Raw genomic sequence first — 22,757 nt, 5'->3', positions numbered from 1 at the left:
GGTTGCAGGGGTGTCCGCAGCATGGATGCCGCGGCCAAGCTTACATGGACGTACTTGCAGCGTCCCCTGCAACCGGACCCACCCCGCCATCCCATGGATCGCCCGCTGTTGCTGTTGAGGTTGCCGTTGCCGTTGCCCCCGCGGGTGCCGGGCGCAGCCCGGCCGACCGCCCCCGGCATCCATGTCCGAATATGGCGAGTACTGTCCCCCGGACGCGCCTAGACTGGCGCCATGGATACCGCACTCGCCCTCGACACCGCCGCCTGCGACCGCGCCCGCCTGGCCCGTGATGCGCGCTTCGACGGCGTGTTCTTCACCGCCGTGCGCAGCACCGGCATCTACTGCCGGCCGGTGTGCCCGGCGCCGCCGCCGAAGCCGCGCAACATCACCTATTACCCCACGGCTGCTGCCGCCGCTTCGGCTGGCTATCGTCCCTGCCTGCGCTGCCGGCCCGAACTGGCCCCGTTGGCACAACAGGCACTGGCCGGACAGGCCGTGCAGCGTGCGTTGGCGCTGATCCACGCGGGCTTCCTGCAGGACCAGCCGGTGGCCGACCTGGCCGGGAAGATCGGCCTCAGCGCACGCCAGCTGCAACGCCTGTTCGTCGAACGTCTGGGGGCAACGCCAGGGCAGATCCACGCGACCCATCGCCTGCTGCTGGCCAAGCAGCTGCTGACCGAAACCACGCTGCCGGTGACCGACGTGGCGCTGGCCGCTGGTTACAACAGCCTACGCCGCTTCAACACGGCCTTCCTGCAGGGCTGCGGCATGGCACCTACCGTATTGCGCCGCCAGCACCATCCACTGGCCGCCGACGATGGCGGTCTGGTGCTTCGCCTGGGCTATCGACCGCCGCTGGATTTCCCGCGGATGCTGGCATTCCTGCGCAAGCGCAGCCTGCCCGGCATCGAGCTGATCGGTGAAGACAGTTACCAGCGCGTACTGGGCACAGCCGAGCGCCCCACCCTGCTGCGCGTCACCGCCGATCCGAAGCGGCCCGAGCTGCGCCTGCAGCTGGGCGCGGTCGACCCGCGCCTGATTCCGGACATCGTGCGCCGCGTGCGTCGGGTGTTCGACCTGGATGCCGACCTGCAGCAGGTGCACGCAGCACTGGGCGACGAACCGTTGCTGGCACGTGGCATCGACGAGCGACCTGGCCTGCGCGTACCGGGCGGCTGGGACGGCTTCGAGGTGGGCGTGCGCGCGGTGCTGGGCCAGCAGGTCAGCGTGGCGGCGGCGACCACATTCGCACGCCGGCTGGTCGACGCCTACGGCGCGCACCTGCCCGGCATGCCGTCTGAATTCGACCGGCAATTTCCGGCGCCGGATGTGCTTGCCGAAGCCCCACTGGAATCGATCGGCCTGCCACGCAGCCGCGCCGCCACCGTGCGCGCACTCGCCGCAGCCTGCGCCAGCGGCCAGCTCGACTTCGGGCCGGGCCAGGCACTGGAGGATTTCGTCGCCCGTTGCGTGGCACTGCCGGGCATCGGCCCATGGACGGCGCAGTACATCGCCCTGCGCGGGCTCGGCCAGCCTGATGCCTTCCCCGCCGGTGATCTGGTGCTGCAGCAGGTGCTGGGCCATGCACAGGGCCAGCGTCTCAGCGAACGCGCCACCGAAGCACGTTCGCAATCGTGGCGCCCATGGCGCGCCTATGCCGTGCTGCATCTTTGGCACCTGTCCGGCACTTTCGTTGGAGAACCCTCATGAACCTGTTGTTCGATCGCTTCGACACACCGATCGGTGAACTCACCATCGCCGGGGATGACAATGGCCTGGCCCACGTTCTGTTCCCGGAAAACCGCCATCCTGCGCGCGGCCGCGAGCACTGGCATTACGCGCCCGGCGCATTGCCGGAGGCGCGCGAACAGTTGCTGCAGTACCTGCATGGTGAGCGCAGCGATTTCGACCTGGTGCTGGCACCGCATGGCACGCCGTTCCAGCTGCGCGTGTGGCATGCGCTGGCGTTGATTCCTTTCGGCCAGACCTGGAGCTACCTGCAGCTGGCGCAGCAGCTGGGCCAGCCGACGGCGACCCGTGCGGTCGGCGCGGCCAATGGTCGTAATCCGTTGCCGATCGTGCTGCCCTGCCATCGCGTGATCGGCAGCAACGGTACGTTGACGGGCTTTGGTGGCGGCCTGGAAACCAAGGCGGCATTGCTGCGGCTGGAGCAGCGGCAGGCGCCGTTGTTTGCATGAGGGTTGGAGGCAGGGCTGCGCCCTGCACCCGCTACAAGCCAGAGCAGCGGCAACCGCCGAAGCAACAGCCGGCTCGGGATTGACTGTGGGTTGGGCGGGGGGATGAATCTGCGGGGGACGCCGCAAGTACGTCCCTGTAGGCTCGATCGCGCCATCCATGGCGCTCACGCCCCCGCAGATTCATCCCCCCCGCCTTCGACAGGTTCCCGGTGACGGTTTGATTCGTTCCGGTAGATCCACGCCATGCGTGGATGGAAGCATCCGTAATCTGTCTGGAGAAGAGCCCCCTTGTTGTTCAAGGGGGCGCGCCAAGGGCGCGGGGACAAGGTGAAATGCGTGGACACGTGGCGCCCAAGGGCGCCACGTGTCTTTGGTACGTCATTGCCGCGGATTATCATGGGCGGATGACATCCGTACGCCTGACCTGCACGCTGGCGCTGCTGCTGCCCCTGGCCGCCTGCACCACCACGCCTTCGCCTTCGACCATCGCCGCGGCAAGCGGCACGAACGCGCCCCCGGCCACGCCGCCGAAGCTGCTGCTGATCTCCATCGACGGCCTGCGCGCCGATGCCCTGGATCGCGGCCTCACCCCGAACCTGCAGCGGATCATCGACGGTGGTGTGCGTGCGCGCTGGATGACGCCCTCCTATCCGTCACTCACCTTCCCCAACCACTACACGCTGGTCACCGGCCTGCGTCCGGACCACCACGGCATCATCAACAACAGCATGGATGATGCTGAGCTGGGTCGCTTCGCGCTGCACGACCGCACTGCGGTGACCACCAGCGGATGGTGGGGCGGCGAACCGATCTGGGTGGGTGCCGAGAAGGTCGGCGTGCGCACCGCCACCACCTCATGGCCGGGCAGCGAAGCCGAGATCCAGGGCACGCGGCCCAGCCAGTGGCGCATCTACAACGCCAAGGAACCCTTGCAACAGCGTGCGCAGACCGTGCTCGACTGGCTGTCGCAGACCGATGCCGATGCCCCACGCCTGACCACGCTGTACATGGAGCACGTGGACAAGGCCGGCCACAACTTTGGGCCGGACTCCAGGCAGTACACCGATGCCATCGTGCAAGCCGACCGGATCATCGGCCAGGTGCTTGATGGCCTGCAGCAGCACGGCCTGACCGAAACCACCAACGTGATCGTGGTCTCCGACCATGGCATGGCGTCGGTGCCGGAGGGCCAGGTGATCGCCCTCGAATCGATGGTTGATCCCAGCCTCGCGCGCAACGTCAGCCCGGGCCAGTCGGTCGGCTTCGCGCCGGTGGCGGGACATGAGGCAGAGGCCGAGCGCGCCCTGCTCGGCCGTCATGCCCAGTACGAATGCTGGAAGAAGGAAAACCTGCCGGCGCGCTGGCACTACGGCAGCCATCCGCGCGTGCCGGCAATCGTCTGCCAGATGGATGAGGGCTGGGACGCGCTGACGCGCGAGAAGATCGCCAAGCGCGAGCATGCCGATCGCGGCTCGCATGGTTACGACAACGCGTTGCCGTCGATGCGCGCCGTGTTCGTGGCTCGTGGCCCTTCATTCCGGCAGGGCCTGGTGATCGACGGTTTCGACAACGTCGACCTCTATCCGCTGCTGGCGCACCTGCTGCAGGTGCCGGAAGCGGCCAACGATGGCAATCCGGAAACGCTGAAGCAGACCCTGCGTTGAATACGTTGTAGAGCCGAGCCCATGCTCGGCTGCATTGCGCCAGCCGAGCATGGGCTCGGCTCTACGAAAATGGGCAAAAAAAAACGCGGCGCCGAGCGCCGCGTTTTCTTTGGACCGGTCGGTCGGCGGATCAGCCGGCCTTGGCCACTGCCTTCTTGGCCACAGCCTTCTTCGCCGGAGCCTTGGCCACGGTCTTCTTGGCAACCGGGGCAGCGGCGCCTACGGCGACCTTGCTCGCGGTGTGCGAACGGGCGTTGCCGTAGCTGGCGTTGTAGCGCTTGCCCTTGGCGGTCTTGCGGTCACCCTTACCCATGTCTTCAACTCCTCAAATGTGAAATCTGGTTACCCCGTACTGACACGGGTTCGGCGGGGCCGCCTTGCTGGGCGCCCCCGCGCACGATCGGAAAGCCTACCACGGAGCACCTAGTGCGCGCAGCTGGCGTCATGTACGTGGCCGTGGTTCAGGCGCAGGTTGACCAGGTGCGCGATGCCGACCAGCAGCCCGCCCAGGGTCATCACCACCGCGTGCGGCACCGCGTTGTGGTGCAGCGGGTCGTAGAGCACGCCGACCCACAACGCGACCAGTCCGGGAATCAGGAACGCCAGCGCACGCAGCGCGCCGTGCCGCCGGTAGCCCCAGACCAGGCTGAACAAGCCCAGCAGGGTCACGAACACCACCAGCGCTTTTTCCACGCCATCACTGAGCCAGAAAGACAGGCCAAGCGACGGCGCCGCTGCCAGCAGCAGCGGAATCACCGCGCAATGCACCGCGCACAGCATCGAACCGGTGGCGCCGAAGCGATCGAGCAGGTGGCGCAGGCGTGAGGGCAAAGGCATGACTTCCAGCAGGGCGGCGAATCGTTATGGAATAATATAACATCGTTTCCCGACCCGCACGGTTCCGCTCCCCCTGTCCCGCCGACGGGATTCGTGCGCCACCCGATTGATACAATGTAACAAAGGACCGCCCATGCCCTCCCACCACCCTCGTTTCAAGCCGCATTCCCTGGCCCTGGCGCTCGCTGCGCTGCTGCCATCCGTCGCCTTTGCGGCCTCCGACGATGATTCGCATCGTGACCGCCACCTGACCGAACTGTCCTCGGTACAGGTCACCGCGTCGCCGCTGCAGGGTGATGCCGAATCGCTGGCACGTCCGGTTGAAGTGCTGGCCGGTGAGCGCCTGGATGAGCAGAAGGCCGGCACCCTCGGCGATACCGTCGCCAAGCTACCCGGCGTGCAGAGCACCTTCTTCGGCCCCGGTGTCGGCCGCCCGATCATCCGCGGCCAGGAAGGCCCGCGCGTGGCCGTGCTGTCCAACGGCATGGGCAACATGGACGCCTCCACCGTCAGCGCCGACCACGCCACCAGCATCGAGCCGTTCCTGGCCGACCAGATCGAAGTGCTGAAGGGCCCTGCGACCCTGCTGTTCGGCAGCGGCGCGATCGGCGGCGCGGTGAACGTAGTCGATGGCCGCATCGCGCGCGAACTGCCGGACCGTCCGCTCAGCGGCCGCGCAGAACTGCGCGGCAACTCGGTCAACGACGAGCGCAGCGGCATGTTCCGCCTTGACGGCGTAAGCGGCAATGTCGTGCTGCACGTGGATGGCCTGGTGCGCAATGGCGACGATTTCCGCATTCCCGGCTACGCGGTGATCGACGGCCTGGAAGACCACCACGATGACCACGACCACGCAGGCGAGGAAGGCGAAGAGCCGCGTCGCGGCCGCCTGGACAACAGCTCCATCCGCACCCGCGCCGGCGGCGTCGGCGCCACCTGGCTGGGCGAAGGCGGCTACTTCGGCGTCTCGGCCAGCACCTATCGCACCAACTACGGCATTCCCAACGGCGCCCATGTGCATGCCGACGGCGATGGCCACGACCATGGTCACGACCACGACCATGGCGAGGAGGAGGAAGGTGAAGAGCATGACGTGCGCATCGACATGGTGCAGAACCGCTTCGAGACCAAGGCCGGTATCTACAACCCGGTGTCGTTCCTGAAGAACATCAACGCGCGCGTGGCCTACACCGACTACGAACACGTGGAGCTGGAAGCCGGCACGCCGTCCACCCGCTTCACCAACCGCGGCATCGAAGGCCGCCTGGAAGCGGTGCAGCAGCAGATCGGCGGCTGGGACGGCGCCTTCGGCCTGCAGGTCGGCAACAGCGATTTCGGCGCCAAGGGCGAAGAAGCCTTCGTGCCGGATACCGGCACCAAGAACATCGGCGTGTTCGTGCTGCAGGAAAAGCAGTTCGGCCCGTTCAAGCTGGAACTGGGCGGTCGCCACGACCAGGTCAAGCTGGACCCGACCGGCGACTACCAGCGCCGCAAGTTCGATGCGACCAACCTGTCGGCCGCCGGCATCTGGAAGCTCAACGATGCCGTCGACCTGCGCATCGGCGTGGACAGTTCCGAGCGCGCGCCGACCAATGAAGAGCTGTACGCCGCCGGTGCACACATCGCCACCCGCTCGCTTGAGATCGGCGATGCCAACCTGAAGACCGAGCGCGGCCAGCGCATCGAGCTGGGGATCCACACCCACAGCGAGCGCCTCGATTTCTCCGCCGCGATCTATCAGACCAAGTTCAAGGACTTCATCTACCTGGCCGACACCGGTGTGACCGAGAGCCTGCCGGTGCGTGCCTGGACCCAGCAGGACGCGGTGTTCAAGGGCGCAGAGGCCGAAGCGCTGGTGCACCTGTTCGAAGGCGGTGCCGGCGATTGGGACCTGCGTGTGTTCGGCGACTACGTGCAGGCCAAGCTGGACGGCAACGGCAGCCGTACTCTGGACATCGCCGTGCCGCATGGTGACCACAACCACAACTACAGCGTGGAGCTGGCCAACACCGGTTACCTGCCGCGCATCGCCCCGGCCCGTGTCGGCGCCGACCTGCGCTGGGCGAAGGATGGCTGGCGTGCCTCGGTGGGTGCGGTGCGTTACAGCCGGCAGAAGGACGTGGCGCAGAACGAGGCGCCGAGCAACGGCTACACCCTGGTCGATGCGCACCTGGCCTACCGCTGGGACCGCAGCGACAGCAACAGCTACGAGCTGTTCCTGGACGGCAGCAACCTGACCAACCGCGAAGTGCGTCCGCACACCTCGCTGCTGAAGGATTACTCGCCGCTGCCGGGTCGTGGTGTCGCTTTCGGGATCCGCGCGTTCTTCTGATCGATACACATCATTGAGAAGTAGCTGGAGGGGGCCGAATGGCCCCCTCTTTTGTCGTATGCAGCCTGCATTTGTGAAATCACCACGTCGCCACGGCATCACCTTCTACCGTTTGCCTAAACTCTTTCAGAATTCGATTTGGCAAACGAACTGAAGGAGGACTGCCACATGGGCTTGAGTCTTGGTGTCGATCTGGAGGCACGCTTCCTCGCCGTAGCCCAGCGCGGAAGGACCGCTTGGCTGGCCGGTGATATTGCGGAGGCGGAGCATCGTTTCCTTGAAAGCTGGGACATGATTCCGGAGCCGAAATCCGCCTACGACTACGGCCAGATCATCTCGTATGGAATAGCCATCTTCTATCGCGATACCGCTCAGTTTGAAAAGGCCAGAGAGTGGGCGATGGTCGCCAGAGGCATCTATGGAGAAGGCGAAGCCTCGAGCGAGTACATGGATGAACTTGCAGCCACCATCCAGTTCGAATCGGGAAATCTGGATGCGGCCTACGCCCTGTTCGAACCCCAGTACCGGAAGTACGGCCGTCGCGTCTTCGAGGGCCACAAGAAGGAGTTCATCGCTTTCATCAAGAACAGGAAGAAGCCTCGATGAGTTGATCAGCCAGCCACTAGCCAGATCCACTCTGCGCAAGCTTTTCATCCACGCATGGCGTGGATCTACTGAATGCTGAGGAGCCGTTTGAGCTTCCGTCCTCGCTGCGGCGGCATCCATCACACACCCGTCACAAAGATGTGCGTACGACAACAAGCGGACAATCCCGTCGCCATTCGTCTCTCGCCATCCGGACATGTTTGTCCGAAAATGAAGCCATGACCACCCAACGTGCCGATGCTGCTGCCCGCCGAGCCCTCATCCTCGATGCCGCCGACCATGTGTTCGGCCAACATGGCGTTACCGCGCCGCTGGACCTGGTGGTCGAGCGTGCCGAAGTCGGTCGCGCCACCCTGTACCGCAATTTCCCCGACCGTACCGCGCTGATCCAGGCACTGCTGCAACGCACGGTCGACCGCATCCGCCGCCAGGTCGAACAGCTTGGCGACCGCGACGATGCTCTGTTCGAGGTATTCGAAGGCATGGCCCAGCGCATCGTCGATTCGCCGGCACTGGCCGATTACTGGCGCGCGGTCGATTCGGACGTGCCGGCCATGCGCACCGCGCGCGAGACCGTGCGCGACCTGCTGGAAGCGCCCATCGCCCGTGCCAAGGCCGCTGGCCTGTGCCGGCCGGACCTGGAGAAGACGGATATTTCACTGATCTCGGGCATGCTGGGTGCGGCCCTGCGCGGCAAGACCCGCGATGAGCGCGCCCAACTGGCCGGGCGTGCCCTGCAGCTGCTGCGCGGGGGACTCCAGGGAGCAGCCAGCGGGGAACGCTGATGGTGCAGCCGTACCTCAAGCCGGTTCCGGATTGGGAGGAGCACGAGAAGCCGACCATGCCCGGTTCGGCGTCGATGCCGTGGCACCCACCCTATCGGCGTGCAGCCTATGCACTGGTCTCGCTGCTGGTGGCCATCACCGGCGGCCTTGGCAACGCGCTGGTAACGGCCAACCTGCCTTTCCTGCAGGGACAACTGTCACTCACGCCCACCCAGGGCAGCTGGCTGGTCGCCGCCTACGCCATGGTCAATGTGACCGCCAACCTGCTGGCCTTCAAGTTCCGCCAGCAGTACGGCATCCGCCTGTTCGCCGAGATCGGCCTGGGGCTGTATGCGGCGCTGGCGGTGCTGCACCTGTTCGTCGGCAGTTTCGAGACCACCATGCTGACCCGCGCCGCCAGCGGTTTCGCCGGCGCGGCATGTTCGACGCTGGGCACGCTGTACATGCTGCAAGCCCTGCCGCGACGTTTCACCGGCAACCTGCTGGTGGTCGGCGTTGGCCTGTCGCAGCTGGCGGTGCCGATTGCCTGGATCGTCTCGCCCGGCCTGGTCGATACCGGCCAATGGCATCAGTTGTACTCGTTCGAAGCGGGGCTGGCGCTGTGCGCGTTTGCCGCCGTGGTGGTGCTGAAGCTGCCGCCAGGCGTGCAGGTGAAGGCGTTCGAGCCACTGGATTTCCTCACCTTCGCCCTGCTCGCGCCCGCCGTCGCCCTGCTGGTGATCGTGCTGGCGCAGGGCTACACGCGCTGGTGGCTCAACACCCCGTGGCTGGGCTGGGCGCTGATCGCCTCCATCGCGCTGACCACCACCGCCCTGATCATCGAACACTACCGGCGCAATCCGCTGCTGCAGATCCGTTGGCTGTCGACGCTGCCGGTGATGCACTTCATCGTCGGCGCCTTCCTGATCCGCTTCCTGACCACCGAACAGTCCTACGGCGTGGTCAACCTGATGCGCACCCTGGGCATGGGGCCGGACCAGATGCGGCCGCTGTTCGTGGTGATCCTGGCCGGCGTGGTGACCGGCATCGCCGGCGCGGCGATCACCTTCGGCCCGAAGCGTCTGATCGCGCAGTTGCTGTTGGCGATCCTGCTGCTGGGCGCGGCCGCGTTCTTCGACCAGCACCGCACCAGCATGGACCGGCCGCACGACTTCTACATCAGCCAGTTCCTGGCTTCGGTGGGCGCCGGCATGTTCATGGGCCCGTTGATCATGCTCGGCATTTCCGCCGCGCTGAAACAGGGTGTGGACCACATGATCACCTTCCTGGTGACCTTGTCGATCACCCAGACACTGGGCGGACTGGCCGGCTCGGCCGTGCTGGGAACGTTCCAGCTGCATCGCGAACAGCTGTATTCCAGCGCCTTGACCAGCCAGCTCGATCCAGCCGACCCGGTGGTGGCGCAGCGCCTGCGCATCCAGCAGCAGCTGTATGCAGCGCAAATCACCGACCCGGTGCTGCGCAGCGCACAGGGCAGCGCGCAGCTGGCGCAGACCACCCGCCGCGAAGCCAACGTGCGTGGCTTCAATGATGTGTTCACCCTGAGCGGCTGGCTGGCGATCGGTTTCCTGTGCTGGTTGCTGCTGCTGTCGCTGCGTACCGCCGTGCGCAAACAATGGCGCAAGCGCCATCCTTCCTCCCCCGCTGCGGTTGCGACCGCGGCACCGCGCTGAGTCCACCGCCATGCCTCCCGTCCCGCCCCGTCCAGACGACACCGACGCTGCCGAGAACGTCACCCCGCCACCGCCCACCGATGCGGCGCCTGCGGCAACGCCTGCCGCGCCCGCCGCCGCACCGAAGTACCTCAAGCCGAGTTCGCGCAGCGTGGTGGTGATGGTGGTGGTGGCGTTGCTGGGCATCGCGCTGATCCTGCGCGCCTGGCACCTGTGGCCGTTCACCAGCAGCGTGATGGTGACCGACAACGCCTATGTGCGCGGGCAAATCACGGTGATGGCGCCGCAGGTCAACGGTTACGTTACCGAGGTGCTGGTGAAGGACTTCCAGCACGTGAAGCAGGGCGAGCCGCTGCTGCGCATCGACGACCGTATCTATGCGCAGCGGGTGGCGCAGGCGCAGGCCACGCTGGACAGCGCGCGCGCGGCGCTGGCCAATTCGGACCAGTCACAGGCGCAGAACCGCGCGCAGATCGCTTCGGCGCAGGCCACGCTGTCGGCGGGACAGGCTGAGCTGCAGCGCTCGCGCAATGAAGCCAAGCGCTACGAGGAACTGGCGGCGCAGCAGCTGGTATCGATCAACGACCGCGACAAGTTCCGTACCAGCCAGGCCTCGGCACAGGCCAGCGTGCAGCAGTCGCAGGCGCAGATCCGCATCGCCGAGGAGACCCTGGTCTCGACCCAGGTCTCGCGCAAGAGCCTGGAGGCGCAGGTGGAAAGTGCGCAGGCGCAGCTTGAACTGGCGCGCATCGACCTGGCCAACACGGTGATCCATGCGCCGCGCGATGGGCAGATCAGCGAGGCCAGCGTACGCGTGGGCCAGTACGTGGCGGCCGGTTCGCAGCTGCTGTTCCTGGTGCCGGATGCATTGTGGGTGGTGGCCAACTACAAGGAAGGCCAGACTTGGAAGATGGCGATCGGGCAGCCGGCGTCGTTCTCGGTGGATGCGTTCCAGGGCCAGGTGCTGCGTGGACGGGTGGAGCAGATCGCGCCGGCCACCGGATCGGAGTTCAGCGTGCTGCGCCCGGACAATGCCAGCGGCAATTTCACCAAGGTGGTGCAGCGGTTGCCGGTACGCATCTCGATCAACGGGGAGCAGGAACTGGCGGCGCGGTTGCGGCCGGGCATGTCAGTGATCGTGCGGGTGGATACTGCGACGAAGCCGATGGACTAGGCGCTGGCTTGCTTGACTGCGCGGCTCCGCCAAGGGCAGCGAACGGCGGAGCCCCTCGTGGCGGATCGTTGCGGTTGGATTGGTGGGATTGGTGGGATTGGTGGGATTGGCCGGGTGGGTGAGGCAGGCGGGACACGCCGTGAACCCATCCCTGGGGGCTCGTAGGCGCCATCCATGGCGCCTGCGGTCCCGCCTACCCCACCCACCCGGCCACGGACAGGTTCCGCTTTTTTGTAGTGTTGAGCCATGCTCGACTGCTTTGCTGCAGGAACAGACGACAACGATGAAATTCAACGCACTGGCCCGCAAGGCGGCCAAGGGTCCTGCACCACGGGAGCATGGCGGTGCGGTCGAAGTGGAAGACCTGATCGGCTTCGTGCTGGAGCATGGTGCCGAAGGTGCGGCCGAGATTGAACGTCTGTGCGCGCTGCATGGCTGGCGCGAGGAGTTCCAGTACAACGGCGATGGCACGCATTTTGCGCCGATGGCGCCGTGGGCAAGGGCCTGTGCTGCGCTCGGGTACGGCGGCGTGGCGGGAATGTCGCCGCTGCTGGATCAGCCGCGCATGGCGACCTATGCGATCGGGGTGCTGGAAGAGGTGCGCAGCGAGGCTTCGGTTGCCACCCTGCTGGCGTTCTGCAGACAGGCGGATTTCAGCCAGGACGATCCCACGTCAACGCCGTGGCGGGCGTTGGCTGCGTTGAACGTGCTGCTGTCGTTCGACAAGGGTGTGGCGGTGTCTACGGATATCCAACAGACGTTGCTGCAGCGTGTGCAGCGCGCGTGGGGCCAAGCGCCGACGCCGCAACGCCAGTGCATGGCGCTGTATGCCGCGCGCGGCGCACGCGTTGCCGAGGCGTTGGACTGGGTGCAGTCACTGGTGCCGGAGGATGCGGCGTTGATCGCCGCACGCAAGGCAGTGCTGAAGCATCTGCGCAGGCATCTGTGAGATGGGGTCAGATCCCTTTGCCACTGGCAAAGGGATCTGACCCCAATCGCGAGGATGCCGGCCAGCGGCCGGCACTACCGTTCCGTCAGCCGGCGCAGCGGGCGCAGAGCCCGTGCACTTCCAGCGTCTGTGCCTGCGGCTGGAAACCGAGTTCCTTGGCCCGCTTCTCCAGCTGGGTCACGATCTCGCGGTCTTCCAGTTCCACCGCGCTGTGGCAGCTGTTGCAGATCAGGAACGGCACCGAATGGGCCGCACTGCTGGGATGGTGGCAGGCCACGAAGGCATTGACCGATTCCAGCTTGTGCACGAAGCCATTGGCCATCAGGAAATCCAGCGCGCGGTACACGGTAGGCGGGGCATCAGCGCCCACCCCCTTGCCGTTGCGCACCCACTCCAGCAGCTCGTAGGCCTTGACCGGCTTGCCGGCCTCGGCAATCAGCTTGAGCACGTTGGCGCGGATCGGGGTCAGGCGCAGCCCGCGCTCACGCGAGACACGCTCGACCACCGCCACGAAATCCGAAGCGTCGTGGACATGGTGGTGCGGGGCCGTACAGGCGGTTTTGGCGGACATGCGCGTTCTCCAGTTCGGGCGTGGGCCGGTGGGCTCAGGCCGTTGCTACCTTGGTGATGGCCACATCGATGCGTTTCAAGGCCTGCTCGCGGCCGGCCAGGTACACGGTATGGGAAATGTCAGGACTGACCTGGGTGCCGGTGATGGCCACGCGCAGCGGCTGGGCGACCTTGCCCATGCCCATTTCCAGCGCTGCGGCAGCATCGTGCAGGGCCACGCCAACGGCCTCGGCGGTCCACTCCGGCAGGGCTGCCAGCAGCTCGCGGGCCTTGCCCAGCGGCAGTTCCGCACCGGCCTTGAAGTGCTTGGCCACCGCCGCTTCATCGTACTCGGTCAGCGGCTGGTACCAGACCACGGCCTTCTCGGCCATTTCCTTCAGGGTCTGCACGCGCTCGCGCAGGGCGATCACCACGTCCACCGGCGCCGGGCCGGCGGCCACGTCCAGCCCCAGCTTCTGCAGCTGGTAGACCAGGTGCGGCGCGATCGCGGCCGGTTCCTCGGTCTTCAGGAAGTGCTGGTTGACCCAGCCCAGCTTGGCCATGTCCAGGCGCGAGGCCTTGGAATTGCAGTCCTTCACATCGAACAGGTCGATCAGCTCCTGGCGGCTGAACAGTTCCTGGTCGCCGTGCGACCAGCCCAGCCGGGCCAGGTAGCTCAGCAGCGCGTCGGGCAGGTAGCCGGCGTCCTTGTACTGCATCACGTCGGCCGCGCCGGTGCGCTTGGACAGCTTGGCACCCTGCTCGTCCAGGATCATCGGCATGTGGCCGAACTTCGGCACCGGCGCGCCGATGCCTTCGTACAGGTTGATCTGGCGCGGGGTGTTGTTGATGTGGTCGTCGCCCCGGATGACTTCGGAGATCTTCATGTCCCAGTCGTCCACCACCACCGCGAAGTTGTAGGTGGGGTAGCCGTCCGGACGGAAGATCACCATGTCATCCAGTTCGCTGTTGGCGATCTCGATGCGGCCCTTGATCAGGTCATCGAACACCACCGTGCCTGCAAGCGGGTTCTTGAAGCGGATGACGCGGTTCGGGTCGTCCCGGTACGGCAGGCCCTGCTCGCGCGCGGCGCCGTTGTAGCGCGGCTTCTCCTGCCTGGCCATCGCGGCCTCACGCATGGCGTCCAGCTCTTCACGGGTTTCGTAGGCGTAGTACGCCTTGCCGTCGGCGATCAGCTGCTCGGCCACTTCCTTGTACCGGGCGACGCGCTCGGTCTGGTAGAACGGGCCTTCGTCGTAGTCCAGGCCCAGCCACTCCATCGCCTCCAGGATGGCGTCGATCGCGCCCTGGGTGCTGCGTTCGCGGTCGGTGTCCTCGATGCGCAGCACGAACTCGCCGCCACGATGGCGGGCCTCCAGCCAGCAGTACAGTGCGGTGCGGGCGCCACCGATATGCAGGTAGCCGGTGGGACTGGGGGCGAAGCGGGTGCGGCAGGTCATGGAGGGCTCGAGGAACGGATTTTCCTCAATTTTACGCGGGAAGCCCCCTCACACGCCAAGGTGGCGTCACCCGACAGCCTCCGGGGCCGCCTTGGTGGAGTCTGGACAGACCGCCGATTCCCGGCATTGGCAAGGATCTGTGCATGAACAACAAGTCCAAGCGTGGCCGCCGCATGGCAGCACGTCTGCGGTTCCGCAGCGTAGCCCTGCTCCTTGCCGGCGTGACATCGGTATCGGCGGCGTACGCAGCCGAGGTCGTGAAGGTGAACGGGAAAACCTATCGCTGCCAGAACCGATGCCAGATCGCGACCCGGCCCGGTGGCGGTTTTTCCATCTGGGACAGCGGCGGCGGCTGGGTCATGCGCATCGCGCTGAACGGTGAAGGCATCATCGAAGACCGGCGTAAATGAAGGACGCCCTGCAGATGCGTCCTGCGCCTCGCCAGGAGAAGCGGCTCTGGAGGATCTACGCCAGTCCTGTCACGCTCCCGGGGCTGCTTTTCGTGGGAATAGCCGCAGGTTGCGGCACCGACAGCCCCCCGCCCCACCGCACAGGAGACGGTGGTCAGGTCGCGGCCTCACCTTGGGTCTCGACCCTCGCTGCCCGACCGGCCAAGGATGCGGTCTCCCTCTTCCCGTCTGACGAGCTGCCCAGCGCGATCAAGCCCTTTGGCGATACCCCGTTGGTGACTTCGGACGGCCTCAACGCCGATGTGATCCAGAACGTCCTGGAACGGGAAAGTGATTTCGACCGTGCCATGGAACGTCTGCGGGATGACTATGCAACGGACCGAAGTGCCCAGCTGGAGCGTCGTATTGCATTGGAGGCGCTGCATTCGCTGCGCCTTGCCGATGGCGCCGCGCCTCTGGCACGAATACGGGTCCAGTGTAGTCCGCGCCTTTGTCTGGCTGCGTTTTCTGCCGACGGAACAGCGATCGACACGCTGGTTTCCGCTCTGACCGCCCCCGATGCGCTGAAGATGCTCGGATCCCAGCTGGTGCAGGTTCCCAACTCGAGAGGGAATGGCAATGACTATCGCCTGGGGTACTCCCACGATCCCGCTTGGAGCCGACTGGACGTATTGGGAGACAACGACGACGGCGGATGACGCAAGCGCCTACGGCTCTGCGTTCTCCACGAACGTACGAACAGGTCAGGACCCATGGAGGGGATTCGACTTGATCCCCTCCGTCCAGTCTCAGGGCTCGGGCTTGCGCGGGAACGACTGCTCGCGCATGGCGGCGTGGTAGGCGAAGGAGGCGACGATGGCGGCGGCCTGCTTCAGGTCTTCCGGTTCGGCGTGGTCCCAGGTGTCCAGGTGGCTGTGGTGGACGTTGCTGAAATAGTCCAGCTTGTCCTGGATGAACTGGAAGCCCGGCAGGCCGATGCGGTCGAAGCTGATGTGGTCGGTGCTGCCGGTGTTGCGGGTGGCCACGGTGGTTGCACCCACGTCATGGAACGGGGCCAGCCAGGCTTCGAAGATCGGCATCGCCGCCAGGTTTTCCTGTGCGTAGATGCCACGGAAGCGACCCGAGCCGTTGTCCATGTTGAAGTAGACCTGGAACTTGCCGTAGTCGCGGGTCTTCTGCAGGGCACCGGTCGGTTCGCGCAGCGAGGCCGGCAGCGCCTTCTGCGCCGGGTCGGTGGGCTCGGGGAATCGACCGAAGTGCTTGGCCACGTATGCCTGCGAGCCGATCAGTCCCTGTTCCTCGCCACTCCACAGCGCAACCCGGATGGTGCGCTTGGGATTGGCGCCGCTGGCCTTGAGGATGCGCATGGCCTCCATCATCACCGCCACGCCGACGGCGTTGTCGGCTGCACCGGTGCCGCTGTGCCAGGAATCCAGGTGCGCGCCGATCATCACCACTTCGTCGGGCCTGCTGCTGCCACTGATCTCGGCCAGCGTGTTGTAGCCGGGCTGGTCCGCTTCATCGGTGAAGCGAGCGGCCACATCGACGCGCAGGCGCACGCTCTGCTTGGCTTCCAGCGCGCGCACCAGCGGATTGAAGTGCTCGGCGATCATCGCCAGTTCGGGAATGCCGACCGACTCGCCGGCCTTGCGCGAGCCACCACCGGCCACGCGGATGATGCCGTTGTCCCAGCTGCTGATGCTGATCGAGGCCAGCGCCCCTTCTTCGACGAAGAACGCGTTGACCTTCGCCGCCAGCGCCTGCTTCTCCTGGTATTCCTTGACCCGCTTGGCACGGTCGGCGGCCACGTCCTTGTCCTTGGGCAGGGTGAACTCCTGCAGGCCTTCCAGCGAGGTGGCGTCGTGCCGGTGCGAATCGGCGTCGGTGCCACGCTTGTATTCGCGTGCTTCGCCCAGCAGCAGGATCTTGCCGCGCAGCTTGCCGCGATACTTCTCGATGTCCTCGGGCTTCTTGATGTCCACCTGCAGCAGTTCGCCCTCGACCGGGCCCCTGGTGCCCGGCGTCCACGCCTTGGGCAGGGCATGCAGCGGCTGCACGCGATCGCCCAGCATCTCCACGCTGGCCGAGGTGAATTCCCAGCCACGGCCGAATTCGTCGAAAGCTTCGTCGTGGACGTTGTCCAGCTTCCATTCGCTGAACTTGCCGCGGGTCCAGGCGTTGGCGCGGCCCATCGCCGGCGAATTGGTCAGGCGCGGCCCGATGCGTTCGGTGAGGTAGCTGAAGGTGTCCATCACCTGCGATTTGTGGAACGCCTGCTGCCGGATCTTGCCGACCATGTCCAGGTCCACCGGCTCGCGCTGCTGCGCCACCGCATTGCCACCCATCGCCAGCGCTACTGCCAGCACGCCCCACTTCAGCACATCGCACCCCTGCCCTTCGGCTCGATCATCAACCGGTCGAGTCTAGCCAGCCAGGGCGCCGGGCCCCCGTCCCATCGGTCATGGGCACCTGGTAGATCCACGCCATGCGTGGATGGGGCCTTGCGCGGCTGTCACCCCTTCCACCCCAGCCACAGCTGCGCACGCTCCGGCAGCAGCAGCAACCAATGCCGCTGGTCGATGCTGCTGCAGCCGAACACGGCGGCATGTTCCGGCCAGTCCGCAGGCAGCCCGTCGATGCCGATCTCCGACAATGCCGCCGCCCCGGCCTTCCATGGCCGGTAACGCGGCACCTTGCCCGCGAGGGCGCCGCGTCCATGCCGCGCCTCCCGCAACCAGTCCAGCCCACGCCGCTGCAATCCCTCGCAGGTGATGGCGGCCAGCTGGAAGCGGACCAGGCCGGGCGCGATCCGTGCCCCCGGCAATGCCGCCAACACCCCATGCGCCTGCAGCAGCGCATCCACTTCCAGCAGGGCGGGAATGCCCTGTCGTGCCCGTTGCTGCAATCCTTGGCGCCAACCCATGGCCTGCTCCTTACTTCTGCTCGGCCAGGGCGTACCAGTCGACCCGACGGGTCACCCACATCGCCAGCGCCAGGATCACGAACAGCAGCAGCGAGCCCATCAGCAGTGCATTGTTTTCCGACACCAGCAGCCCATACAGCGCGCCATACAGCACCGTCAGCATCGCGGCGAAGCCCAGGCCCCGCTTCCAGTGACCCAGAACGTTGGCCAGGTACACCGCCTGCAGGCTGATACAGGCCAGCGCCGAGACCAGGTAGGCCTGCCAGAAGGCGATGTGCTCGGACAGGCTGATCAGCAGCAGGAAGAAGATCGCCAGCGCCAGGCCGACCATCAGGTACTGCAGCGGGTGGATGCGCAGCGACTTGATCAGCTCGAACAGGATGAAGCCAACGAACGTCAGCACCACGAACAGCACGCCGTACTTGGAAGCGCGGTCGGCCTGGGTATAGGTATCGACCGGGTCCACCAGCGAGACCTGCACCGCCTGCGCGTCCAAGTCATCGCCTTCGTGCAGTCGCTGCTGCGCGTCCGATGCCAGCGAGGACACGGCCCAACGTGCATCGAAGCCCTGTGCATCCACACGCCGCTCGTTGGGCAGGAACGCACCGGCAAACGACGGGTGCGGCCAGCTGGAGCGAAGGGCGATCTGGTTGTCATCGCCCACCGGCACCACCGACAGCGAGCGGCTGCCATCGAGCTGCAGTTCCAGTTCCACGCTGCTGGCCGCCAGGGTGCCTCCGCTGCGGGCGACGCCGGCGATCGGTGCATGCAGCCCACGGCCCAGTGCGGAAGCGCCGGCCACGCCCGGCAGCAGCTTGACCTGCTGTCCATCAACGCGCAGGTTCGGCGTACCGACCAGGCCGCGCGCATCGGACACGCCCAGCGCGATGTAGGCCTCGCCATAGGTCGTGCCATCGTGCTCCGGGTAGTCATCCTCGCTGAAGGTCGCCTTGAGCTGGCCATTCCAGCTGTACACCGGCACCTTGAACAGGCCAACCGAACGCTGGCTTGGCAGCAGCTCGCCGCTGATCTGCAGGGTGGCCGGCGGCTGCAACCAGTAGCCCTGGGTGGTCTGCAGCTCGGTCTTCTTGTTGCCCTGTGCATCGACCACCTCCACCTGCTCGCGCTTGGACCACGGCACCACGCGCACCGGTCCGACCACGCGCTGGGTCCCGGCACGGCTTTCGGCCACCCGCGAGTAGGCCTCTTCGCGATAGGCGCTGCGCTCGGTGATGACGCTGCGGATCAGGAACAGCGGGATCAGCAGCAGCAGGATCAGGCCGCCGACAATGGCGAACCGCAGCAGCATCTTCAGGGATTTCATCGTCCGTCCTCGTTGGAGAGGACTGCAGGATGGATCGCTGCGGTGAGCAGGGTTTGTGGCGAAGTTGAAGCGAGTGTGAAGTCAGCGCCGCGGGCGCTGCCCCGATATCGCCAGCGGCAGCCACAGGCTGGCCACGGTGCCGCCATCTTCGCGCGGCAGCAGGCTGGCGCGGCCGTCATGCAGGCGCGCGACTTCCTGCACGAAGGGCAGGCCGAGGCCGGAACTGCGGCGGCCGGTGCCGGGTCGGGCCAGCGAATAGAAGCGTTCGAATACGCGCTCGCGTGCGTAATCGGGAATGCCCGCGCCACGGTCGGCAACCCGCAGGCGTACACCCTGCCCGTCCACCTGCGCATCCAGCTGCACCTGTGCCCCGGGTGGCGAGAACGCAATGGCGTTGTCGATCAGGTTGTGCAGCGCCTGTCGCAGCAGATAGCCGTCACCCTGCACGCGCAGGTCGGGCACCTGATCGATATGCAGCTGGACACCGGCGGCCTGCGCGCGCACCTGCGCCGCCGCGGCGGCTTCCTGCAGCAGCGCGGGCAAGGCAATCGGATCACGGGTCTGCAGCCAGCCGTGCTGCTCGACCTCAGCCAGCGCCAGCAGCTTGTCGATGGTTTCGGTCAACCGCTCCTGCTGGTCGACGATGCTGCGTGCGAAATGCGCACGGTCAGCGTCGGCCATCGGCTCCTGCAGCAGTTCGGCGGCACCACGGATCGCCGCCAACGGGCTTTTCATCTCGTGGGTCAGCGACTGCACGTACTGTTCGACGTACGCCTTGCCTTCCAGCTTGCGCCGCATCGTCTCCAGGGCCTGGCCAAGCTCGCCGATCTCATCGTTGCGGCGCTTCGGCGGCGGCACCGGTTCGCCGGCGCTGACCGCCCGTGCGTAGCGGCTGAGCTGGCCCAGGCCGTTGGTCAGCCACATGGTCACCAGCACGCCCACCAGCGCTGAGAGCCCAATCAGCCACGCGCCGCGCTCGATGATGGCGCGCTGGCTGGCGGCGATGAACGGATCGATGCTGCGGTTGGGCTGGGCCAGGCTGAGCACGCCGATCAGGGTGCTGCCATCGGCCGGGTCGTACACCGGCGCGGCCACGTGCATCACCGTGTTGCTGTCATCGCCCGGCGTTTCCGGGCTGGAGCGCGCGCCGTACTCGCCGCGCAGCGTGCGATAGACGTCATTCCAGCGCGAGTTGTCGCGACCCACGTCGCGGCCCAGCGAATCGTAGATCACGATGCCCTTGGCGTCGGTGATCGTCACCCGGTAGTCCAGCGCACGCTTGGGGAAGCGCCAGACCATCGCCTTCAGGTCGCGCTGCCGGGCCTTGGCCAGGTTGCGGGTGAAGCTGCCGTTGCGGATGGTGCCGGCCTTGACGTCGGCGGCAGCCATCTCGGCCAGCACATTGGCCGCGTCCACCAGGGTCGATTCCATCGCCTGGCGCACGCCCGGCTTCACTTCATTGACGAACACGCGCATCACGAAGAACGCGGCGATGCCCACGATCAGGAAGAAGCCCAGGAACAGTTTCAGGACCAGACGCACCCGTCAGACCTCCAGGGCGTAGCCGAGGCCGCGATGGGTGCGGATCGGCTCACCGCTTGCGCCGGCCGCCCGCAGCTTGGCGCGCAGCGTCTTGACGTGGGTATCGACGGTGCGGTCGGCACTGTCGGCGGCGCTGTCCCAGCCACGGTCCATCAGCTGGGCACGGCTGAGGATCGCGCCGGGGCGCTGCAGCAGCGCTTCCAGCAGGGCATATTCATAGCGGGTCAGGTCCAGCGCGTGGCCCTGGAAGCGGATGCGGCGGCCTTCACGATCGATGGCGAAGGCACCATGTTCCTGCCAGCCGGTCTCGGCGCCCGGGGCGGCCGGAGCGGGCGTGGCACGCCGCAGCCGGGCACGCACCCGCGCCACCAGCTCGCGCGGCGAGAACGGCTTGGCCATGTAGTCGTCGGCCCCCAGCTCCAGCCCCAGCACGCGGTCGAGTTCGTCGTTGCGTGCGGTCAGGAAGATCACCGGCACCTGCGCCACCGGCCCCGGCAGGGCGCGCAGCCGGCGACAGACCTCGAAACCACTGAGGTCCGGCAGGCCGACATCCAGCACCACCAGGTCGATATCGCCGGCCTGCAGCTGCTGCAGGGCCAGCCCGCCCAGCAGGCAGTGGCTGGCCGCATAGCCTTCGCTGCGCAGCGCATAGAGCACGGTTTCGGCGATGGCCGCTTCGTCTTCAACCACCAGGACATGGGTAACAGGCGCTGTCATGGCGCGCAGCATAGCCGCTGCGGCCCTTGCCCCGTACACTGCCGCCCATGAACTATCGCCACGCCTTCCACGCCGGCAACCACGCCGATGTCCTCAAGCACATCGTGCAGCTGGCCCTGATCGACAGCTTCAAGCGCAAGGACAGCCCGTTCTTCGTGCTCGACACCCACGGCGGTGCCGGCCGCTACCTGCTGGCCAGCGAAGAAAGCCGCAAGACCCTGGAAGCCGAATCCGGGGTCATGCGGCTGATGGCCCAGCCCAAGCTGCCGGAGGTGGTCGAGCGCTACCTCAAGGCGGTACAGGCCGACAATCCGGTCGGCGCGATGATCGCCTACCCCGGCTCGCCGCTGCTCAGCGCGCAGGCCATGCGCCCGCAGGACCGGATGGCGGTGTGCGAGCTGCAGGAGGACGAAGCCGCGTCGCTGAAGACCCTGTTCGCCCATGACAGCCGCGTCGGTGTGCACCCCGGTGACGGCTATGCGCTGCTGCGCTCGCTGCTGCCGCCCAAGGCCAACGGCGCCAAGATCGGCCGCGGCCTGGTCCTGATCGACCCGCCCTACGAGGCCCAGGACGCCGAGTACCAGGCCATCCTGGCCGCGCTGGCCGAGACCCTGGCGCGCTGGCCGCAGGCCACCTGTGCGGTCTGGTTCCCGATCAAGCAGCGCCGCACCATCCTGCATTTCCTGCGCAAGGCCACCGCACTGCCGGTGAAGTCGGCGATGACCATCGAGTTCCTGGTGCGCCCGGACGACTCGCCGCTGCGCCTCAACGGCAGTGGCATGCTGGTGCTCAATGCGCCCTGGCAGTTCGACCGCGTGGTCGGCCCGGCCCTGCCGGCGCTGCGCCAGCATCTGGGCGAACCCGGTGCCAGCACCCGCCTGGACTGGCTGAAGACGGCCGAATAAGGGCCTTCACGAGGCTGTACGACCGTGAGCCTTTCGTTCACGGAATACAGCCCCGGTGATGACACAATCGATGGACCACCAAGGAATCACCCGGTATGGCCACTCGCAACCGCATGCCGCCCTGGCATGAGATCTTCAAGGCTCCCAGCGGCCACGAGCTGCTGATCCGCCCCATCCGCCCGGAAGATGGCGCGCCGCTGCAGGCCGCCTTCAGCCTGTTCGGGCCGGAAGAAATCCGTGACCGTTTCCTGCAGTCGGTGACCGAGCTGTCGCCGGAAACCACCCAGCGCCTGACCCACCCCAATCCGAAAACCGAGATCACCCTGGTCGCCGCCGAGTCGCTGCCGGCCGGTGAGGCCGTGGTCGGCGCGGTGGCCCGTGCCTCGATCATCCCCGGTACCCGCGAAGCCGAGTACGCGATCCTGATCAGCCGGTTCCTGATCGGCCAGGGCCTGGGCCGCCAGCTGATGCGCAAGCTGGTGAAATGGGGCCGCGGCAAGTACCTGGACCGCCTGTACGGCGATGTCGCCGCCGAGAACGAGCCGATGAAGCAGCTGGCCGCCTCGCTGGGCTTCAAGCCGGTGCCGCACCCGAACGGGGCCGAAGGCCTGGTGCGGATGGTGCTGGAACTGGACAACTGACGGTAGCGCCGGGCCCTGCCCGGCGATGTTGATCCGACCGCTGCGCTCGCCGGGCATGGCCCGGCGCT

General features: G+C 66.6%; 22 protein-coding genes. 13 read left to right on the top strand and 9 right to left on the bottom strand.

Annotated features, from left to right (window positions below):
- The first annotated feature begins 231 nt into the window (after positions 1–231).
- From ACFX4F_RS18550 to ACFX4F_RS18540, 3 genes are all read left to right on the top strand, one after another.
- Positions 232–1,710 carry a DNA-3-methyladenine glycosylase 2 gene (locus ACFX4F_RS18550; RefSeq protein WP_099821468.1) on the top strand — a complete coding sequence of 493 codons (1,479 nt, stop codon included), beginning with the start codon at positions 232–234 and terminating at the stop codon, positions 1,708–1,710.
- Positions 1,707–2,198: a methylated-DNA--[protein]-cysteine S-methyltransferase gene (locus tag ACFX4F_RS18545; protein ID WP_100551986.1), complete on the top strand. Its 492-nt coding sequence runs from the start codon at positions 1,707–1,709 to the stop codon at positions 2,196–2,198. Before ACFX4F_RS18550 ends, ACFX4F_RS18545 begins: the two co-directional genes overlap by 4 nt.
- A 404-nt stretch (positions 2,199–2,602) precedes the next feature.
- Positions 2,603–3,862, top strand: a complete 1,260-nt coding sequence (locus tag ACFX4F_RS18540) for an ectonucleotide pyrophosphatase/phosphodiesterase (protein WP_380657715.1) — start codon at positions 2,603–2,605, stop codon at positions 3,860–3,862.
- Between the two features lie 130 nt (positions 3,863–3,992).
- On the opposite strand, the gene ACFX4F_RS18535 is transcribed toward ACFX4F_RS18540, so the two are convergent.
- On the bottom strand, positions 3,993–4,175 hold the full coding sequence (locus tag ACFX4F_RS18535) for a 30S ribosomal protein THX (RefSeq protein ID WP_025879339.1): 183 nt from the start codon (positions 4,173–4,175) through the stop codon (positions 3,993–3,995).
- A 110-nt stretch (positions 4,176–4,285) separates the two neighbouring features.
- A complete protein-coding gene (locus tag ACFX4F_RS18530; protein ID WP_380657713.1) occupies positions 4,286–4,699 on the bottom strand; it encodes a MerC domain-containing protein in 414 nt (137 codons plus the stop codon).
- Between the two features lie 133 nt (positions 4,700–4,832).
- On the opposite strand from ACFX4F_RS18530, the gene ACFX4F_RS18525 reads away from it, so the two are divergent.
- From ACFX4F_RS18525 to ACFX4F_RS18500, 6 genes are all read left to right on the top strand, one after another.
- Positions 4,833–7,031, top strand: coding sequence for a TonB-dependent receptor (locus tag ACFX4F_RS18525; protein ID WP_380657711.1), 2,199 nt, complete (start codon positions 4,833–4,835; stop codon positions 7,029–7,031).
- Positions 7,032–7,169: 138 nt separating this feature from the next.
- Positions 7,170–7,637 (top strand): hypothetical protein, encoded by a 468-nt coding sequence (locus ACFX4F_RS18520; RefSeq protein WP_380657709.1) that lies wholly within the window; start codon positions 7,170–7,172, stop codon positions 7,635–7,637.
- 218 nt (positions 7,638–7,855) lie between these two features.
- Positions 7,856–8,422, top strand: a complete 567-nt coding sequence (locus ACFX4F_RS18515) for a TetR/AcrR family transcriptional regulator (RefSeq protein ID WP_025879336.1) — start codon at positions 7,856–7,858, stop codon at positions 8,420–8,422.
- Entirely contained in the window at positions 8,422–10,095 is a 1,674-nt protein-coding gene (locus ACFX4F_RS18510; protein ID WP_380657707.1) for an MFS transporter, read from the top strand. Before ACFX4F_RS18515 ends, ACFX4F_RS18510 begins: the two co-directional genes overlap by 1 nt.
- Positions 10,096–10,105: 10 nt before the next feature.
- Complete coding sequence (locus ACFX4F_RS18505) at positions 10,106–11,269, top strand: HlyD family secretion protein (protein ID WP_380657705.1); 1,164 nt, start codon at positions 10,106–10,108, stop codon at positions 11,267–11,269.
- 283 nt (positions 11,270–11,552) lie between these two features.
- Positions 11,553–12,218, top strand: a complete 666-nt coding sequence (locus tag ACFX4F_RS18500; protein WP_380657703.1) for a hypothetical protein — start codon at positions 11,553–11,555, stop codon at positions 12,216–12,218.
- Positions 12,219–12,303: 85 nt separating this feature from the next.
- Here the strand turns inward: ACFX4F_RS18500 and ACFX4F_RS18495 are convergent, their stop codons facing one another.
- Both ACFX4F_RS18495 and gltX read right to left on the bottom strand, forming a co-directional pair.
- Entirely contained in the window at positions 12,304–12,789 is a 486-nt protein-coding gene (locus ACFX4F_RS18495) for a Fur family transcriptional regulator (protein ID WP_025879333.1), read from the bottom strand.
- Positions 12,790–12,823: 34 nt separating this feature from the next.
- Positions 12,824–14,227 carry a glutamate--tRNA ligase gene (gene gltX, locus ACFX4F_RS18490; RefSeq protein WP_380657701.1) on the bottom strand — a complete coding sequence of 468 codons (1,404 nt, stop codon included), beginning with the start codon at positions 14,225–14,227 and terminating at the stop codon, positions 12,824–12,826.
- Positions 14,228–14,370: 143 nt separating this feature from the next.
- Between gltX and ACFX4F_RS18485 the strand changes: the two genes are divergently transcribed.
- Both ACFX4F_RS18485 and ACFX4F_RS18480 read left to right on the top strand, forming a co-directional pair.
- Positions 14,371–14,637, top strand: a complete 267-nt coding sequence (locus tag ACFX4F_RS18485) for a hypothetical protein (protein WP_380657699.1) — start codon at positions 14,371–14,373, stop codon at positions 14,635–14,637.
- Positions 14,634–15,335 (top strand): hypothetical protein, encoded by a 702-nt coding sequence (locus ACFX4F_RS18480; protein WP_380657697.1) that lies wholly within the window; start codon positions 14,634–14,636, stop codon positions 15,333–15,335. The genes ACFX4F_RS18485 and ACFX4F_RS18480 overlap by 4 nt, the downstream gene beginning before the upstream one ends.
- Before the next feature lie 90 nt (positions 15,336–15,425).
- On the opposite strand, the gene ACFX4F_RS18475 is transcribed toward ACFX4F_RS18480, so the two are convergent.
- The 5 genes from ACFX4F_RS18475 to creB form a co-directional block, all read right to left on the bottom strand.
- Positions 15,426–17,018 carry a M28 family metallopeptidase gene (locus ACFX4F_RS18475; protein WP_380657695.1) on the bottom strand — a complete coding sequence of 531 codons (1,593 nt, stop codon included), beginning with the start codon at positions 17,016–17,018 and terminating at the stop codon, positions 15,426–15,428.
- A gap of 131 nt (positions 17,019–17,149) precedes the next feature.
- On the bottom strand, positions 17,150–17,560 hold the full coding sequence (locus ACFX4F_RS18470) for a hypothetical protein (protein WP_099783339.1): 411 nt from the start codon (positions 17,558–17,560) through the stop codon (positions 17,150–17,152).
- A 10-nt stretch (positions 17,561–17,570) separates the two neighbouring features.
- Positions 17,571–18,884 (bottom strand): cell envelope integrity protein CreD, encoded by a 1,314-nt coding sequence (creD, locus tag ACFX4F_RS18465; protein WP_380657692.1) that lies wholly within the window; start codon positions 18,882–18,884, stop codon positions 17,571–17,573.
- An 81-nt stretch (positions 18,885–18,965) separates the two neighbouring features.
- A complete protein-coding gene (gene creC / locus ACFX4F_RS18460) occupies positions 18,966–20,426 on the bottom strand; it encodes a two-component system sensor histidine kinase CreC (protein WP_380657690.1) in 1,461 nt (486 codons plus the stop codon).
- Positions 20,427–20,429: 3 nt separating this feature from the next.
- The gene (creB, locus tag ACFX4F_RS18455) at positions 20,430–21,155 is read right to left on the bottom strand and encodes a two-component system response regulator CreB (RefSeq protein WP_380657688.1); all 726 of its coding nucleotides are present in this window, start codon (positions 21,153–21,155) and stop codon (positions 20,430–20,432) included.
- 35 nt (positions 21,156–21,190) lie between these two features.
- Here creB and ACFX4F_RS18450 point away from each other — a divergent pair, with 35 nt between their 5' ends.
- Together ACFX4F_RS18450 and ACFX4F_RS18445 are read left to right on the top strand one after the other, a co-directional pair.
- On the top strand, positions 21,191–22,048 hold the full coding sequence (locus ACFX4F_RS18450) for a 23S rRNA (adenine(2030)-N(6))-methyltransferase RlmJ (protein WP_132825582.1): 858 nt from the start codon (positions 21,191–21,193) through the stop codon (positions 22,046–22,048).
- A gap of 95 nt (positions 22,049–22,143) precedes the next feature.
- Entirely contained in the window at positions 22,144–22,689 is a 546-nt protein-coding gene (locus ACFX4F_RS18445) for a GNAT family N-acetyltransferase (protein ID WP_025879325.1), read from the top strand.
- The last annotated feature ends 68 nt before the right edge of the window (positions 22,690–22,757 follow it).

The organism is Stenotrophomonas sp. YIM B13575 (genome assembly GCF_042787595.1).
In the GTDB taxonomy this organism is placed as follows: Bacteria; Pseudomonadota; Gammaproteobacteria; order Xanthomonadales; family Xanthomonadaceae; genus Stenotrophomonas; species Stenotrophomonas lactitubi_B.
Note: the sequence above shows the minus strand (reverse complement) of the source record. Positions and strands in the feature narration are given on the sequence as shown.